Origin of the sequence: Burkholderia sp. AU38729 (genome assembly GCF_020419725.1) — a bacterium.
In the GTDB taxonomy this organism is placed as follows: domain Bacteria; phylum Pseudomonadota; class Gammaproteobacteria; order Burkholderiales; family Burkholderiaceae; genus Burkholderia.
Genome location: NZ_JAIZQO010000001.1, coordinates 545,924 through 562,453, shown reverse-complemented (window position 1 = coordinate 562,453; position 16,530 = coordinate 545,924). Strand labels below are relative to the sequence as shown.

At 67.4% G+C, this 16,530-nt stretch carries 11 protein-coding genes and 1 pseudogene; 7 read left to right on the top strand and 5 right to left on the bottom strand.

Annotated features, from left to right (window positions below; all coding sequences use genetic code 11):
• Positions 1-9: 9 nt before the first annotated feature.
• Complete coding sequence (locus LGM56_RS02440; protein WP_226202592.1) at positions 10-1,413, top strand: UDP-glucose dehydrogenase family protein; 1,404 nt, start codon at positions 10-12, stop codon at positions 1,411-1,413.
• A 26-nt stretch (positions 1,414-1,439) separates the two neighbouring features.
• Entirely contained in the window at positions 1,440-4,100 is a 2,661-nt protein-coding gene (locus LGM56_RS02435) for a glycosyltransferase (RefSeq protein ID WP_226202590.1), read from the top strand.
• A 44-nt stretch (positions 4,101-4,144) separates the two neighbouring features.
• On the opposite strand, the gene LGM56_RS02430 is transcribed toward LGM56_RS02435, so the two are convergent.
• Entirely contained in the window at positions 4,145-5,068 is a 924-nt protein-coding gene (locus LGM56_RS02430; RefSeq protein WP_226202588.1) for an AraC family transcriptional regulator, read from the bottom strand.
• Positions 5,069-5,536: 468 nt separating this feature from the next.
• On the opposite strand from LGM56_RS02430, the gene LGM56_RS02425 reads away from it, so the two are divergent.
• From LGM56_RS02425 to LGM56_RS02410, 4 genes and pseudogenes are all read left to right on the top strand, one after another.
• A complete protein-coding gene (locus LGM56_RS02425; protein WP_006480868.1) occupies positions 5,537-5,998 on the top strand; it encodes a (2Fe-2S)-binding protein in 462 nt (153 codons plus the stop codon).
• Positions 5,999-6,000: 2 nt separating this feature from the next.
• On the top strand, positions 6,001-8,211 hold the full coding sequence (locus LGM56_RS02420; protein ID WP_226202586.1) for a xanthine dehydrogenase family protein molybdopterin-binding subunit: 2,211 nt from the start codon (positions 6,001-6,003) through the stop codon (positions 8,209-8,211).
• Between the two features lie 467 nt (positions 8,212-8,678).
• Complete coding sequence (locus LGM56_RS02415) at positions 8,679-9,077, top strand: winged helix-turn-helix domain-containing protein (RefSeq protein ID WP_089496522.1); 399 nt, start codon at positions 8,679-8,681, stop codon at positions 9,075-9,077.
• A 501-nt stretch (positions 9,078-9,578) separates the two neighbouring features.
• A pseudogene (locus tag LGM56_RS02410) lies at positions 9,579-9,770 on the top strand (lytic transglycosylase); the annotation flags it as partial.
• A 19-nt stretch (positions 9,771-9,789) separates the two neighbouring features.
• On the opposite strand, the gene asnB reads toward LGM56_RS02410, so the two are convergent.
• Positions 9,790-11,757 (bottom strand): asparagine synthase (glutamine-hydrolyzing), encoded by a 1,968-nt coding sequence (asnB, locus tag LGM56_RS02405; protein ID WP_226202584.1) that lies wholly within the window; start codon positions 11,755-11,757, stop codon positions 9,790-9,792.
• Between the two features lie 265 nt (positions 11,758-12,022).
• Positions 12,023-12,856 (bottom strand): helix-turn-helix transcriptional regulator, encoded by an 834-nt coding sequence (locus LGM56_RS02400; RefSeq protein ID WP_226202582.1) that lies wholly within the window; start codon positions 12,854-12,856, stop codon positions 12,023-12,025.
• A 283-nt stretch (positions 12,857-13,139) separates the two neighbouring features.
• Between LGM56_RS02400 and LGM56_RS02395 the strand changes: the two genes are divergently transcribed.
• Positions 13,140-14,045: a helix-turn-helix transcriptional regulator gene (locus LGM56_RS02395; RefSeq protein ID WP_226202580.1), complete on the top strand. Its 906-nt coding sequence runs from the start codon at positions 13,140-13,142 to the stop codon at positions 14,043-14,045.
• A gap of 127 nt (positions 14,046-14,172) precedes the next feature.
• Here the strand turns inward: LGM56_RS02395 and LGM56_RS02390 are convergent, their stop codons facing one another.
• Together LGM56_RS02390 and LGM56_RS02385 are read right to left on the bottom strand one after the other, a co-directional pair.
• Positions 14,173-15,819, bottom strand: a complete 1,647-nt coding sequence (locus tag LGM56_RS02390) for an NRAMP family divalent metal transporter (RefSeq protein ID WP_226202578.1) — start codon at positions 15,817-15,819, stop codon at positions 14,173-14,175.
• A gap of 118 nt (positions 15,820-15,937) precedes the next feature.
• Positions 15,938-16,075 (bottom strand): hypothetical protein, encoded by a 138-nt coding sequence (locus tag LGM56_RS02385; protein ID WP_179254881.1) that lies wholly within the window; start codon positions 16,073-16,075, stop codon positions 15,938-15,940.
• Positions 16,076-16,530 lie beyond the last annotated feature (455 nt).

The window sequence follows — 16,530 nt, the reverse complement described above, 5'->3', positions numbered from 1 at the left end:
GGAATCACCATGAAGGTACGGATCGCCATCGTCGGCACGGGCTACGTCGGGCTGGTCAGCGGCGCGTGCTTTGCGGATCTCGGGCATGACGTCGTCTGCATCGACAACGATCGCGGCAAGATCGACGCGCTGAACGAAGGCCGCATGCCGATCTACGAACCGGGCCTCGACGCCGTCGTCGCCCGCAACGTCGAACGCGGCACGCTGCGCTTCAGCAGCGACCTCGCGGCGAGCGTGCGCGATCGCGACGCGGTATTCATCGCGGTCGGCACGCCGACGCTGCCGGGCACCGACCAGGCGGACCTGCGGTACGTCGAGGCGGCCGCGCGCGAGATCGCGTCGAACCTGACCGGCTTCGCGGTCGTCGTCACGAAGTCGACGGTGCCGGTCGGCACCAACCGGATCGTCAAGCGGATCGTCGAACGCTGCGCGCCGGACGGCATCGACGCGACGATCGCATCGAATCCGGAATTCCTGCGCGAAGGCTCGGCGATCGACGATTTCATGCACCCGGACCGCGTCGTGTTCGGTGCCGAGCATCCGCGTGCGATCGAGATCATGACGGCCATCTATGCGCCGCTGGAAGCGATGGGCCATCTCGTGCTCGCGACCGAGATCGAAACGGCCGAACTCGTGAAATACGCGGCGAATGCGTTCCTCGCGGTGAAGATCAGCTACATCAACGAGATCTCGGACCTGTGCGAAGCCGTCGGCGCCGATGTCGAGCTGGTCGCGAACGGGATGGGCCTCGACCGCCGCATCGGCGCGTCGTTCCTGAAGGCCGGCCCCGGCTGGGGCGGCTCGTGCTTCCCGAAGGACACGCGCGCGCTGAAGGCGACGGCTTCCGAACATGCGGTGCCGCTGCGCATCGTCAGCGCGGCGATCGAATCGAATGCGCTGCGCAAGGAGCAGATCCTGCGCCGCATCGAGAAAGCCTGCGGCGGCTCGATCAAGGACAAGCGCATCGCGGTGCTCGGCCTCACGTTCAAAGGCCAGACCGACGACGTGCGCGAAAGCCCGAGCATCGACGTGATCCAGCTGCTCGTCGGCGCGGGCGCGCATATCCGCGCGTACGACCCGGCGCGTCCGCACGAAGCGTCGCGGCTGCTGCCGCAAGTCTTCATGGAAGGCTCCGCGATCGACGCGGTGCGCAGCGCGGACGCCGTCGTCGTGATGACGGAATGGAAAGCGTTCGAGGCACTCGATCTCGCCGACCTCGCGGATCACATGGCCGATCCCGTGATGCTCGACATGCGCAACCTGTTCAGCGAACGGCTCGCCGTCGACAGCGGCTTTCGCCGCTACGAGCGCGTGGGCCGCGCGTGCGGCGAACGCATGCCGGCCGACCCGGCACCGGAACAACCGCCTGCCAGCGAGGACACCCGGCTGCCACGCGGCCTGCTTCAAGACTGATGATCTGACCTTGACGGGAGAGCACCATGAAGAAGCTGGTTGCGTCGCTTGCGGGCGGCCTTGCGCCGGATACCGCCGACACCACCGGTGCCGCCGGTGCCGACGCGGATCGCACCGCATCGACGAGCGCGGACGTGCCGCTCGTCGTCCCGTTGATGGACAGCGGCACCCGCATCGTCTTCCACCTCCTCGCGCTGGCCTGGTTCGTCGCGCTGGGCATCTTCTGGCGCTGGTGGTTGCGCGACGAGCACTACGTCGACGCCTTCCGCTTCGGCGTCAACTGCTTCGTGCTGTTCTGGACTACCTTCATTCCCGGCTACTTCATCTTCATCATCCGCTCGGCGGTCGTGCCGAACCCCGCGCTGCCGGTGCCGCGCGACTGGCGCGTCGCGATGGTCGTCACCAAGGCGCCGTCCGAGCCGTTCGACATCGTCCGCACGACGCTGCTGGCGATGCTCGACCAGACCTACCCGCACGATACATGGCTCGCCGATGAAGACCCGTCGCCCGAGACGCTCGACTGGTGCCGCGAACACGGTGTATTCGTGTCGACGCGGCGCGGCATCGCCGCGTACCACCGGACGAGCTGGCCGCGCCGGACCCAGTGCAAGGAAGGCAATCTCGCGTACTTCTACGACAGGGTCGGCTACGACCACTACGATTTCGTGTCGCAGCTCGACGCCGATCATGTGCCGACCCGCACCTATCTCGAGGAGATGCTGCGGCCGTTCATCGATCCGGCAGTCGGCTACGTGTCGGCGCCGAGCATCTGCGACAGCAATGCGGCCATGAGCTGGAGCGCACGCGGGCGCGTGAACGTCGAGGGGCCGCTGCACGGCACGATGCAGGCCGGCTATGCGGGCGGCCTCGCGCCGCTGTGCATCGGCTCGCACTATGCGGTGCGCTGCCGCGCGCTGCGCGAGATCGGCGGGCTCGGGCCCGAGCTCGCCGAGGATCACTCGACCACGATGATCTTCAATTCGAAGGGCTGGCGCGGCATGCATGCGCTGAACGCGATCGCGAACGGCGAAGGGCCGCGCACGTTCGGCGACCTGGCCACGCAGGAATTCCAGTGGTCCAAGAGCGTGATGATCATCATGCTGCGCTACACGCGCCACTATTTCATGGGGCTGCCGCTGAAGCTGAAGGCGCAGTTCCTGTTCTGCCAGATGTGGTACCCGCTGTGCGCGCTCGCGATGGCCGGCGGCGTCGTGATTCCAGTCGTCGCGCTGCTGACCGGCCGCGTGTGGGCGCACGTCGACTACCTCACGTACCTCACCTACGCGCTGCCGCTGGCCGTGCTGCTGCTGTGCGTCGTGACCTGGGCCACGCATTCGACCCAGTCGTGCCGCCCGCTGAATACGAAACTGCTGTCGTGGGAAGGCCTGTCGTTCGTGTTCGCACGCTGGCCGTGGGTCGTGCTCGGCTGCGTGTCGGCGGTGCTCGACTGCGTGCGCGGCAAGGAATTTCCGTTCAAGGTCACGCCGAAGGGCGGCGCGATCGAACAAGACGCGCCGCTGCGCGTGGTCGCCCCGTATCTGCTGATCTCGCTGTTCTGCAGCCTGCCCGTCGTCACGGTCGAGGATCCGCGCAACGCCGCCGGCTTCTATCTGTTCTCGACGCTGACGAGCATCCTGTATCTGGTGATCGCGGCCGTCGTCGCTGTGAATCACGGCCGGGAGCAAGGGCTCGCGTGGTCGGCGTTCAGGCAGATGTTCTTCAGCCGCCTGCCCGTGCGCAACACGCTCTTCGTGATCGCGCTCGCGATACTGCTGTCGGGCATCGGGCTGCGCGCGCCGAAAGGCTGGCAGGCGATGATGTGGCGCTCGGGTTTGCCGGCCGTGGTCGCGCCCGTGCCGGGCGAACCGGTGAAGCAACCCGAACTCGGCGCCTACGATCCCGAGAACACGCTCGCGGGTGAGCGGAATCTCGCGTTCGACCATGTGTTCGTGTCGTGGAACGCACCCGACATCCGCGCGGAAATCGACGATGCGTACCGGCGCGCGCAGGCGCGCAACCGCGCGCTGATGCTGACCGTCGAGCCCTGGGCGGCCGGCGACACGCGGCAACGCGCGCTGCTCGACGATATCGCACACGGCCGCTACGACGCGCGGATCGCGGCCACCTGTTCGGCGCTGGCCGCGTTGAAGCACCCCGTGTTCGTGCGCTGGGGCCACGAGATGGAGGCCGACACCGGGCGCTATCCGTGGGCCATCGGCGATGCATCGGCTTACGTGCAGGCGTACCGGCGGGTCGTGACCGCCTGCCGCGCGATGACCGACCAGATCCGCTTCGTGTGGTCGCCGGCCGGCAACCGGAACCTCGACGACTATTTCCCGGGCCGCGGCTATGTGGACGACATCGGCCTGTCCGTGTTCGACTGCCCGCGCTGCGCGAGCTGGCCGGCCGGCGGCCACGCGTCCGCCGCGAGCATCCTGCGGACCAAGTACGAGCGGGTGGCCGACTACGGGCTGCCGGTGATGGTCACGGAGCTCGGCGTCGACGGGTCGAGTTCGCGCAAGCGCGAGGCACTCGACGAATTCCAGCGGTCGCTGTGGCGCTATCCGCTGCTGAGGGCCGTGGTGTATTTCAACGCGGTCGATACGCCCGGCGCGTGGCCCGTGCATTACGTGCCGGACTGGCGGATCGCGCCGGCCTTCCTGCAGACGACGGTGGTCGCCAGGTGACCGGCACGGCGAGCGACGGCGCGCCGGCTTTCAGCGATCGGCCGTCAGCCGAGCAGTTCCTTCCTGCGCAACTGGACGACGTCGCGCATCGGCGGCGCGCCGAACAGCCGGCTGTATTCGCGGCTGAACTGCGACGCGCTTTCGTAGCCGACGACGGCGGCCACCGACCCGACGTCGCCACCCTGCCGCAACAGCAGCCGCCGCGCCTCGTGCAACCGCAACTGCTTCTGGTACTGCAGCGGGCTCAGCGTCGTCACGTGCTTGAAATGATGGTGCAGCGACGACACGCTCATGTTGACCGCCTGCGCGAGCGACTCGACGCGCATCGGCTCGGCGAAGTGATCGCGGATCCATTCGATCGCGCGGGCGATCCGGTGCGTCTGGCTGCCCGCGATCGCCATGTGCCGCAGCCGCGTGCCCTGCCCGCTCGTCATCAGCCGGTACAGCAGTTCCTTTTCGATCAGCGGCGCGACGACCGCAATGTCGGCCGGCGTATCGAGCAGCCGCATCAGCCGCAGCGCGGCATCGAGCAGCGGCGGCGTCAGCTCGGCGAGCGCGATCCCCTCGCCTTCGGGGCCCGCGTCTGGTTCGGGCAGCCGCATCTCGGCCGCGAGCTCGACGATGCGCTGCGGATCGAGCGTCAACGACAGGCACAGGTACGGCGCGTCCGGTGACGCGGACGTCACGCGTGACAGGATCGGCAAGTCGATGGAGGTAATCAGGCAATTCTGCGCGTCGTACTCGTAAGCCTGACCGGCCACGGTCACGCGCTTCGAGCCCTGCGCGGCGATCACGAGCGCGGCCCGCGACACGCCGCAGCCGAGATCGACCGGCCGCGTGTGCCGGTGCAGCATCAAACCCGGCACGGCCGTTGAATGCGAGCCGTCCGCGGGCGCGAAGCGGCTGATCAGCGTCGCCAGCTCGCGCTGCCCGGATGCGCGCGACGCCACGATATCGGTCATGTCCATGACGCTTCCTCGATCAATTTCCTCATGTCGCGGGAGCATAGCGAAACCGCCCGCCGCCTGCCGGGGATTTGCAGGATTGTTCAATAAATTTGCAGGATTGGGTAGACGCAAAAACCGATGCCTCGCGCACACTCAGGGCCTGCTCACGCTCATAGCGGGCTTGCGAACGTGCGTTGCCGGTCGTAGTGCAAGGAGTGAGGAGCGCCGTTTGGCCGAGCCAAACAAGCGACGATCGACGCCGCAATACGGCCGGCAACGCACGTTCCCCTGTTTTGGGTAAATTCATTCGTGGGGCTGGCCCCCAGAAGGGCCGATCGCGGCGTCATGCTCCTTGCGAATACGTCGAGTATTCGCTGCGTCGCATTCCTTGCGCTCGGCCCTTCTGGGGGCCAGCGCAAGCCCGCTATGAGCGTGAGCAGACCCTGTGACCGGGCGCATGCCGGGTTATCCCCCACGGAGACAATCACAATGCCTACCTCCTTTGTCCTGAACGGCAAGAACGTCACGCTCGACGCCGATCCGTCGATGCCCGTCCTCTGGGCGATTCGCGAACACGCGGGACTGACCGGCACGAAGTTCGGCTGCGGCATGGCGCAGTGCGGCGCGTGCACCGTGCATCTCGAAGGCCAGGCCGTCCGCTCGTGCGTGCTGCCGCTCGCCGGCATCGCGGGCAAGCACGTCACGACGATCGAAGGCCTGCAGAGCAAGCCCGCGCAGGCCGTGCAGGCCGCCTGGGTCAAGCTCCAGGTGCCGCAGTGCGGCTACTGCCAGTCCGGCCAGATCATGTCGGCCACCGCGCTGCTCGAACAGAACCCGAAGCCGACCGACGCGGACATCGACGCCGCGATGAACGGCAACCTGTGCCGCTGTGCGACCTACGCCCGCATCCGGGCGGCGATCCACGACGCGGCCGCGACGCTGGGAGCCTGACCATGACGATCGAACTCGACAACACCGGTTCGGTGCGCCCGTCGCGCCGCACGTTCCTGAAGGCCGCGGGCGCCGCGGCCGCCGTCAGCCTGACCATCGGCTTCGACTTCAGCGGCTTCGGCCGCCGCGCGCTCGCCGCGCCCGCGCCCGCCGCCGACTTCGCGCCGAACGCATTCCTGCGCATCACGCCCGACGGCACCGTCACCGTCATCGCGAAGCACGTCGAAATGGGCCAGGGCGCGTATACGGGCATCGCGACGATCGTCGCCGAGGAGCTCGACGCCGACTGGTCGCACGTGCGCGTCGAAAGCGCGCCGGCCGATGCGAAACGCTACGCGAACCTCGCGTTCGGCACGATGCAGGGGACGGGCGGCAGCTCGGCCATGTCGAACTCGTGGCAACAACTGCGCGAAGCCGGCGGCAAGGCCCGCGCGATGCTGGTATCGGCCGCGGCGGCCCGCTGGAAGGTGCCGGCGAGCGAGCTGACGACCGCCAATGGCGTCGTCACGCATGCGAAGAGCGGCAAGACGGCCGCGTACGGCACGCTCGTCGCCGATGCGTCGAAGCTGCCGGTGCCGGACAAGGTCACGCTGAAGCAGCCGGCCGATTTCAAGCTGATCGGTCACCCCATTCCGCGCGTCGACGCGTCGGCCAAATCGAACGGCACCGCGCATTTCACGCTCGACACGACCGTCCCCGGGATGCGCGTCGCGCTGCTGCAGCGCCCGCCCCGCTTCGGCGCGAAGGTGAAGTCGTTCGATGCGACGGCGGCCAAGGCCGTGCCGGGCGTCGTGTCGGTCGTGCAGGTGCCGGGCGGCGTCGCCGTCGTCGGCACCGGCTTCTGGGCCGCGAAGCAGGGCCGCGACGCACTGAAGATCGAATGGGACGAAACGAACGCCGAAAAGCGCGGCTCGGACGAGATCATGCGCGAATACCGGCAGCTCGCCGACAAGCCGGGCACGTCGGCGCGCAAGGACGGCGATGCCGACGCGGCGATCACGGGCGCGGCGCGCAAGATCAGCGCGACGTACGAATTCCCGTATCTCGCGCACGCGCCGATGGAGCCGCTCGACGCGGTCGTCAAGCTGACGGCGAACAGCTGCGAAATCTGGGCCGGCGACCAGTTCCAGACCGTCGACCAGGCCAACGCGGCCCGGACGGCCGGCCTGAAGCCCGAGCAGGTGCAGATCCACACGCTGTACGCGGGCGGCAGCTTCGGCCGGCGCGCGAACGCGTGGTCGGACTACGTGGTCGAGGCCGTGTCGATCGCCAAGGCGCTCGGCGCGGACGGCAAGCCCGTGAAGCTGCAGTGGACCCGCGAGGACGACATCCAGGGCGGCTTCTACCGGCCGATGTACTTCCACAAGCTCGACGCGGGGCTGACCGCGGACGGCAAGCTGGTCGGCTGGCGCCACCGGATCGTCGGCCAGTCGATCCTCGCCGGCACGCCGTTCGAGGCATTCATGGTGAAGAACGGCGTGGATGCGACCTCGGTCGAGGGCGCGGCGAACCTGCCGTACGCGGTGCCGAACGTGTCGGTCGAGCTCACCACCACCAAGGTCGGCCTGCCCGTGCTGTGGTGGCGCGTGGTCGGCAGCTCGCACACGGCGTACGCGGTCGAGGCGTTCATCGACGAAGCCGCGCACACGGCGGGCAAGGATCCGTACGCGTTCCGCCGCGACCTGCTCGCGAAGGAGCCGCGCATGCGCGCGGTGCTGGATCTCGCCGCGCAGAAGGCCGGCTGGGACCCGGCCAGGCCGCTGCCGAAGGGCCGTGGGCGCGGGATCGCGGTCGCCGAAGCGTTCAAGAGCTATGTCGCGCAGGTGGCCGAGGTGTCGGTCGACGCGGACGGCAAGGTGAAGGTCGAGCGCGTGGTGTGCGCGGTCGATTGCGGGATCGCGATCAATCCCGACATCGTCGCCGCGCAGATGGAGGGCGGCATCGGCTTCGGGCTCGGCGCGGCGATGCACAGCGCGATCACGCTGAAGGACGGCCAGGTCGAGCAGCGCAACTTCGACGGGTACCACGTGCTGCGGATGGCCGAGATGCCGAAGGTCGAGGTGCATATCGTGCCGTCGGCCGAAGCGCCGACCGGGGTCGGCGAACCGGGCGTCGCGCCGATCGGGCCGGCGGTCGCGAACGCGATCTTCGCGGCGACGGGCAAGCGGCATTACGTGCTGCCGTTCGATTCGGCGGATAGCGCGAAGGCTTGAGGATGGGCCGGAACGCCGGCCGCGGGGCGCAGACGTCTCGCGGCCGGCGTTTTTTATTCAGGAGGCTGACGATGTAGGGTTCGATGTCGGCAAAAATCAACCGTAACATATTGATTTTCATTGAAAATCAATCGACCCATGTAGGGTTCCATGTAGGGTTCGATTTGCCGACCTCGCACCTGCGCCGCGACGTGTTCCTCATGCCATTCCCCCGCCTCGCCCCACACGTTACGTCGGACGTAACGCCCGTAACGTCGCCCGCCGATGCTACGTAACAATCCTTCACGGTTGTCCCGCCCCGTTTTCTCTACGCCCCGCGCCTCCCGTTAAAAATTCTTTTAAATTCAAGGCTGCCGCGCCGCCTGCGCTGGCGCCGCCCCCGGTCGATCCCCGACGATCCGCTCCCTGGCCCGGAAGTTGCAGCACAGGACCCGCAAACACTCCTTTATGGACATGCGAGGGCCACCATGGATTGCAAATACCTGTACATCGACAACATAAAAATCAACTTCGTGCGCCGCACGATCGAAATCGACAACAAGATCATTGATGTCACGCCGCGTGAATTCGACGTCGTCGAATTCCTGCTCGACAACATGAACAAGATCGTGCCGCGGCAGGCAATCCAGGAAGCCGTGTGGGGCCGTGAACTCGGCGTGTCGTCGCGCACGCTCGACACCCATATCTCGCGTATCCGTTCGAAGCTGAAGCTCGATCACGACAAGAACCTGCGGATCATCCCGATCTACGCAGTCGGCTATCGTCTCGTGCTGTTCGGTGCGGCGATGACGCACGTCGAGCGCCACGAAGCCGCGCCGATCCTGCGCGTGGCGCCGCAGGCCGTGATGGCCGCCGACTACGCGTGACGCTTTCCCCGCGCCGCCCGCACGCGGCGCGCCGGCCACGCTCCCCCCACCGCGCTGCGGCGATCCGCAGCGCCTCGCGGCCCGCCCGTCGGGCGCGGCCTGCACGCCGCCCGGCCCGCCAGCCAGTCGCGACCCGACCGCCGCCTCCGGGCGGCGGTCGCTTTTGAGCGGCGGCAGCCGAACGTCCTCGCGCGTCACGCTTCGCCGCGCCCGCACCGTCCATCGCCGTCCATGCCCGTGACGACGGATTCCGGCGTGACACGCGGCCTTCGTCGTCCCTACAATCGACGCAGCAGCCGCGCGCCCTCCGCGCCGCCGGCCCCCGGAACGAACGGAATGACCATGAAGATCCGCGCGTCGCGAACCGTTGTCGCCTGCCTGTATGCGCTGGTTGCGCTCGTGTGCGCCACGCCGCCACCCGTTGCGCATGCAGCCGACGACGACGCGCTGCACGTCGCGTCGATGACGCCCGGCAATCCCGATGAAGGCAGCGCCGGGCGCGACACGCCGCCCGCACGCCAACGACGGATGGATGCCGCCGCGACCACCCCGCCCGAACGCGCACGCCGACAGGCGTCGCCCGCGGCGTCCGCCGATCCGCCTTCGTGCCATGCGCGGCCCGTGATGACGATGTGCCGCGGCCTGCACTCGAACGCCGCGAAGCAGCGCTGCATGCGCTGCCTCGACGAGTGACGACGCGCAGTGTGCCGCCTCATGCGGCGCGCTGCGCTTCCAGCCACGCCTGGAACATCAGCACCGTCCACAACTGGTGCTGCCAGTTCATCCGCCCCGTCACGTGCTGCCGCCACAGGCGCTCGACCGCGGCCGCATCGAAGAAACCTTCCTCGCGCAACCGCGACGGCCGCAGCAGCGCCTCGGCCCAATCCCGCAGCGCGCCGCGCAGCCAGTGATCGACGGGCGCGCAGAAACCCTGCTTCGGCCGGTCGATCAGTGCGGACGGCACGTACCGGTCGAGCAGCCGGCGCAGCAGCGCCTTCGATTGCCCTTCCGGCAAACGCACCGCCGCCGGCACGCGCCACGCGAACTCGACGACGTGATGATCGAGGAACGGCATGCGCGTTTCGAGGCTCACGGCCATCGCCGCGCGATCGACTTTCGCGAGGATGTCGGTCGGCAGGTACGTGAGCGTATCGATCGCCATCGCCTGCTCGGCGAAGCTCAGGTGCGCGGGCCACGCGGATACGGTGTCGAGCGGCGTCGCCGGCTCCTGCCCCGACAGCGCGAGGCGCTCGGGATGATGCACCGACGACATCAGCAGCCGGTACAGCCCGATGCGGCTCTCGGCCGTCATCACGTGGCCGAGCTTGTGCAGCCGATCACCGATGCGCGCGGCCGATTCGCGTGCCTCCACGCCGCCCCACGCACCCTGCGCGACGGCCGCGAGCTGGTCCGCATGATCGGGCCGCAACGCATGCAGCGCGGCGGCGATCCGTGCGCGCACGGCACCGGGGACACGATGCAGCTTGCGCCACAGGCGCGGCGTCAGGAAGTAGCGCGTATAGCCGCCGAACAGCTCGTCGCCGCCGTCGCCGGACAGGCTCACCTTCACGTGCCGGCGCGTCAGCTCGGACACGAGAAAGGTCGGGATCTGCGACGCATCGGAGAACGGCTCGTCGTAGATCGACGGCAGCTTCGGCACGACGCCGAGCGCGTGGTCGGCCGTGACGTAGAGCTCGGTATGACGCGTGCCGAGATGACGCGCAACCGCCTTCGCATACCCGGCTTCGTCGTAGCCGGCTTCATGGAAGCCGATCGTGAACGTATCGACCGGCGTCGACGATTGCGCCTGCATCAGCGCGACGATCGTCGACGAATCGATGCCGCCCGACAGGAACGCACCGAGCGGCACGTCGGCCTCCATCTGCCGCGCGACGGCCTGGCGCAAGACCGCGTCGAGCTGGCCGACGGCCTCGTCGGCGTTGCCCTCGAACGGCTGCGCGCGACCATCCTCGATCGCCTGATCGAGCGTCCAGTACGCCCGCAGGCGCGGCGTGTCGCGCGCATGCTCGAACTGGATATACGTGCCGGGCGGCAACTTGCGGATGCCACGATAGATCGTATGCGGCGCGGGCACGCTCGACTGGCGCAGGTACAGGCACAACGCGTCGCGATCGATCGCGCCGTCGAAGCCCGGATAGCCGCGCAGCGCCTTCAGCTCGGACGCGAACACGAGCGCGTCGCCGATTCGGCCATAGTAGAGCGGCTTCTCGCCGATCCGGTCGCGCGCGAGCGTCAGCACCCGCGATTCGCGATTCCACAGCGCGATCGCGAACATGCCGGTCGCGCGCCGCAACGTCGCCTCGACACCCCACGCGACGATCGCCGCGATCAGCACCTCGCTGTCGGAGTGGCCACGCCACGCCGGTGCGCGCCCCGCGCGCTCGAGCTCCGCGCGCAGTTCGCGATGGTTGTAGATTTCGCCATTGAAGACGATGACGTAGCGGCCGCACGTGGATGCCATCGGCTGTCGGCCGTGCACCGACAGGTCGACGATCGCGAGCCGCCGGTGGCCGAGCGCGATGCCGGCTTCCGGATCGACCCAGATCCCCTGTCCGTCCGGCCCGCGATGCGCGAGGCTTGCCGTCATGCGCGCGAGCGTGCCGCGCGCTGTCTCCTCATCGAAGGCGACGCTATTCAGAAAGCCGTCGATTCCGCACATTGATTTGTCTGCCCCTGTTGACCAGTTCCGTCACGCATGGCGCAACCTCGCGGCCCGCCGTCCGGCGTGACGGTCGAGCCATATTACGAAGAAATAAATCAGCAATAATTCACTGGTGAATGCTGCAATCACTCGAAAAAAACGCTGTCAAGCAGCGTGCGTGCATCACGACGGTCCGCGCGGCCGACGTGCCCCGCCGGGCCGGCCACGGACGGGCCGGCCCGGCGATCATCGGGTCACGCGGAAAAACGGGGAACGGACCGCGTCAGGACGGCATCCGGCGCGCCGCCAGATACGCAAGCTGTGCGCGGTTCTGCACGTTGAAGAGTTTTTCGAGCGAGCGGATGTGGTGACCGACCTTGTGCAGCGACGTGCGCAGCGCGCTCGCGATCTCCTGGTCGGACAGCCCGTGCACGAGACGGTCGAGCACCTGCTGTTGCTCGTCGCCGAGTGCGAAGCCGCGCATCCGTGCGATGCGTGCCTCGAGGAACGGCAACGCGACACGATGCACCGCGAGGCTCACCGACAGCGCACCGCCGATCACGCGATCGTCGATCCAGTCGGTGCCGTGCGTTTCCGACGTCACGTTCACCGCGACACGCAAATCGAGACGCGGCGCCGACAGGCCGAACAGCACGCCGCTGTTCATCGCATGCGCGCGCAGATGGCCGGCGAGCGCCAGCATCTTGCGGTCGCCGCTGCCCTGCGCGGCCGCCTCGATCTCGTCGAGCCGCCACGCGACCGGAAAGCCGCTCTGCCGCACCTGCGCGAACCGCGGATCGCTCTCGTAGAGCATCCCTTCGATAAATGGCTGCATGAATGTCGCGGGCGCGAGGTCGCGCAGCAGATGCGCGCACAGGATGCGCCGCCCGATCATTTCGAAAGCGCCGTAACCGAGCGTACTGAAACCGATTTGCCGCAAGCGCGCATGGCATTGCGCGAAATCGACCGGAGTGAGGTCGGTTTTACCGGATTCAATTTGAGTGCCGGTAAAAACGTCGTGCCCGATTGCCTGATATTGATTCGAATAAGCCGCAGTCGTTGCGATATCGGCCTGCGAAAACCACTCGACGCGTGGTGCGCCGTCAGCATATGTCATGAGGAGCCCGCCCTTTCCCAATATGTGAAACTGCGCCCCGTCACGATCTGGTCTTTTCTTTATGGATTGTCTGGTCTTCGTTATCGGCGTGCGAATAGGAATCTTCCGCCGCCATTAGTATTACGGCATATTACGCATACACAGGCATTTTTGTACAATGCCCCCGCGTTTCGTCAGGGATGACGATCGGCGCATATCACACGATGCTCGATCGCACCGCCACGAACGCCGTACACGATACGGCCGCCGCCAGGCGATGCGCGTCGATTCCGAGGGATGGCACATGTCCGATATTGCATTGCATGAAGAAGCGGTCGCCCCAACCTTTCCCCGCCCGACGCACGGGTCGAACGCGTGCCCGGACGTGCTGCGGGAGCGCCCCGTGCAGGTCGTCTGGTGCGACGACGTGAAGCGCGGCGAGCTCACGCAGCCGCACGCGCCGAAGCTCGGCGTCGCCGATACGCTCGCGCACGCGCAGAGCACGGCCGAGCGCAGCCGCATCGTCGCGAGCCTGCTGCACCTGACGGGCTTCTCGACGTTCGCGTACTTCGCGCTCGAATTCGCGCACGAGCGCGTCGAAAGTCTCTACCTGCACGAAGCCTTCACGCCGGCCACCTATCGCGGCGACTACGTGCGGCACAACCATCACGACATCGACCCGCGCACGCTCGGCGCGCGCGTCTGCAACATGCCGATCGTGTGGGACCTGCAGCAGTTGCGCCGCGAACACCGCGAGCGCGACGACGGCCCGCGCGCGACGCCGGCCGCGCTCGACGGCTTCCTGCAGACGATGCACGACGACGGAATGTGCAGCGGCATCATGTATTCGATGGCCGTGCCCGGCACGCGGCTGCATGCGTTCATGAGCTTCACCGCGCCGCGCCGCACGCGTGAATGGATCACGCCGGCGACGATCGAGCAGGCGCTGTCGATCGGGCTGTCGGTGCACAAGTTCGCGTCGCCGCAGCTGATCTCGACGTCGCGCGAGCGCGCGGTGAACGGGCTCACGCCGTTCGAGCAGGAGCTGCTGCTCGGCATCGCCGAAGGCGCCTCGGACAAGGAGATCGGCCGGCGCCTCGACACCAGCGCGCACAACGTCGACTATCACCTGCGCAAACTGCGCAAGCGCTTCGGCGTCGCGAACCGGATCCAGCTCACGTACCTGACGTCGAAGCTCGAGCTGATCTGACGGTCGCGCGGCGTGCGCGGCCTGTCGCAAGCGGACGCGTAAACGCACATGCCGGCCTCGCGGGCCGGCATGTACGGGTTGCGGCGCGGTGCCGGGTCCGGCGCCGCTTCCTGGAAGACGACCTGCGTTACTTCAGCAGCGTCATCTGCACTACCTTGACGATCACGAGACCGACCGCGATCACGAGATAGCCGCGCAGCACGGCCATCCACACGCGCGTCGTCATCGTCATCTTCTGCGGCTCGAGCGTCTCGAGCGGCGGCATGCGCCACGTATCGCGCTGCGTACGGTCGACGCCCGGTTCGACGACGCGCTTGTTGCGGCGGATCAGCACCGTCGCGAGATAGCCGACGATCGCGAGCACGCTGCCGCCCACCAGCACGTCGATGATCGCTTCGCCGCTGATGTCCGGATACATCACCGATGCGGTCAGGATGATCGACAGCATCACGAGCACCCAGATCACCGCGCCGGTGAACACGTTGAGCTTCGTCGAGTTGATCCACGGGCCGAGCACCTGCTTGTCGTTGCAGAGCAGCAGCAGGAACACGGTGGCGCTCGGCAGCAGCACGCCCGCGAGCGTCTGCACGGCTTCCGTCAGCAGGCCCAGCGGGCTGCCCGGGATCAGCACCAGCGCAGCGGCGGCCGCGACGATGCCGAAGTAGACGAGATAGAAGCCCTTCGCATCCGACACGTTGCGGTGCAGCGAGTGACGGATCTTGAACACGTCGCCGATCGCGTAGGCGGTCGACAGCGAGACGGCCGCCGCGCCGATGATGCACGCGTCGAGCAGCGCGACGGCGAACAGCGTCGCGCTCGTGCGGCCCGAATACTTCTCGAGGCCCGCGATCACGCCGCCGGCATCGGTGAAGTTGCCGAATTCCGGATGACCCGAGAACAGCTGGGCCGAGAACGCGATCATCGCGACCGCGCCGACCAGCACGAAGGCGATGCCGATCCACAGGTCCGCCTTTTCATACTTCATGAAGCGCGGGGTGATGCGCTTGTCGATCACGTAGCTCTGCTGAAAGAACAGCTGCCAGGGTGCGACGGTCGTACCGACGATGCCGATCACGAGCAGCATCACGTCCGACAGCTTCGAATGCGCGGGCCAGTTCGGGATGAAGAAATCGCGCGTGATCTGCCCGACCGGCGGATGGATCGCCACGAGCACCGGCACGAGCAGCAGGCTCAGCAGGCACAACCCGATCGCGAATCGCTCGAAGCGCCTGAAGTCGCCCGTACTCACCGCGGCCATGGTCAACGCCGCGGCCACGCACACGCCGGCCACCTTCGGCAGCCCGAAGAAATCCAGCACGAACGTGATGCCGATGAACTCGGTGACGATGGTGAGCGCATTGAGCAGGAACAGGTCGATCACGCTGAACGCGCCCCAGAACTTGCCGAAGCGTTCGAAGATCAGGCGGGCGTGGCCGACGCCCGTGACCGCGCCGAGGCGCAGCACCATTTCCTGGTTCACGTACAGCACGGGCACGAGCAGCAGCAGCGTCCACAGCAGCGTCGTGCCGTAGTTCTGGCCGGCCTGCGTGTAGGTGCCGAATGCGCCGGCGTCGTTGTCGCCGACCATCACGATGAGGCCCGGGCCGATGATCGCGAGCAGCGTGCGCAGACGCGCCCACCACGTGCCGCGTGCACCGGTGTCGTGACGCGCGATCGTGCCGAGCGCGCCGCGGATATCGCCCAGGTGGGCTTCGTCGAGCACGGCGCTGCGTTCGGCGGCGATCGGTGGAGAAACGTTGGATGGCGTGGACATGATTTATTCCGTACGGCTAAGGGTTATCTGAAGAGCGTGTGACCTTGGAATACGCGCGGGGCGGACGCGCGATGGCGGCCGTGCGTGCGCATGCCGAGGCGCGCTCGGTACTTCCTGCTCAGTGGATCAACGCTTTCAGCTGGTTCAACAGGCGGGCGAACACCCGCGGACGGGCGTCGAGCGTCAGCATCGCTTCGTAGTGGTTGCGCGATTCGGTGACGTGCGGGAGATTCGACAGCAGAAGGCCGAAGTTCATGATCTGGCTCCGTGCGGCGACGGCAGGCTGCCGGCCGCGTGTGGGGCGCGGGGCCAGTCCGGGGCCTGAACGACGTGTCAGGCTAGTCGGCCGGATTGTCCCTGCGACCCGGGTTCAAAAGGGTCTGTGCGTGCAACGGGCATAAGGGACAACTGTCACTGTCGTTCATGGCGGCTCCTGTGCGGTGTTCCGGAGAACACGGTTGACCGCCGTCAGGCGGGCGGGCCGGGATTCGCGAGCCGACGAAAGGCGTGCGCGAACGCGGCCGCCTGCCAGGCGGCGGTGAAACCGGCGGGCGCATGCGAAAACGCATCACGCTAACCGGCGCGAATCAGGGTGCACGTAGGAATTTGCTGCGGAGTACTGCTGCGCGCACCGTTTGCCTGGGAGACAAACGGCGGCTTCGATGAGGCGCGGACGTCGGTCGCTCAGGCGGAAATTTCGTTCGAAGATCG

Excerpts from the sequence above, each read along its gene's own strand:
- LGM56_RS02415 (WP_089496522.1), top strand. The coding sequence starts at position 8,679 with ATGGATTGCAAATACCTGTACATCGACAACATAAAAATCAACTTCGTG.
- LGM56_RS02440 (WP_226202592.1), top strand. The coding sequence starts at position 10 with ATGAAGGTACGGATCGCCATCGTCGGCACGGGCTACGTCGGGCTGGTC.
- LGM56_RS02425 (WP_006480868.1), top strand. The coding sequence starts at position 5,537 with ATGCCTACCTCCTTTGTCCTGAACGGCAAGAACGTCACGCTCGACGCC.
- LGM56_RS02385 (WP_179254881.1), bottom strand. The coding sequence starts at position 16,075 with ATGAACTTCGGCCTTCTGCTGTCGAATCTCCCGCACGTCACCGAATCG.
- LGM56_RS02395 (WP_226202580.1), top strand. The coding sequence starts at position 13,140 with ATGTCCGATATTGCATTGCATGAAGAAGCGGTCGCCCCAACCTTTCCC.
- LGM56_RS02390 (WP_226202578.1), bottom strand. The coding sequence starts at position 15,819 with ATGTCCACGCCATCCAACGTTTCTCCACCGATCGCCGCCGAACGCAGC.
- LGM56_RS02400 (WP_226202582.1), bottom strand. The coding sequence starts at position 12,856 with ATGACATATGCTGACGGCGCACCACGCGTCGAGTGGTTTTCGCAGGCC.
- asnB (WP_226202584.1), bottom strand. The coding sequence starts at position 11,757 with ATGTGCGGAATCGACGGCTTTCTGAATAGCGTCGCCTTCGATGAGGAG.
- LGM56_RS02435 (WP_226202590.1), top strand. The coding sequence starts at position 1,440 with ATGAAGAAGCTGGTTGCGTCGCTTGCGGGCGGCCTTGCGCCGGATACC.
- LGM56_RS02420 (WP_226202586.1), top strand. The coding sequence starts at position 6,001 with ATGACGATCGAACTCGACAACACCGGTTCGGTGCGCCCGTCGCGCCGC.
- LGM56_RS02430 (WP_226202588.1), bottom strand. The coding sequence starts at position 5,068 with ATGGACATGACCGATATCGTGGCGTCGCGCGCATCCGGGCAGCGCGAG.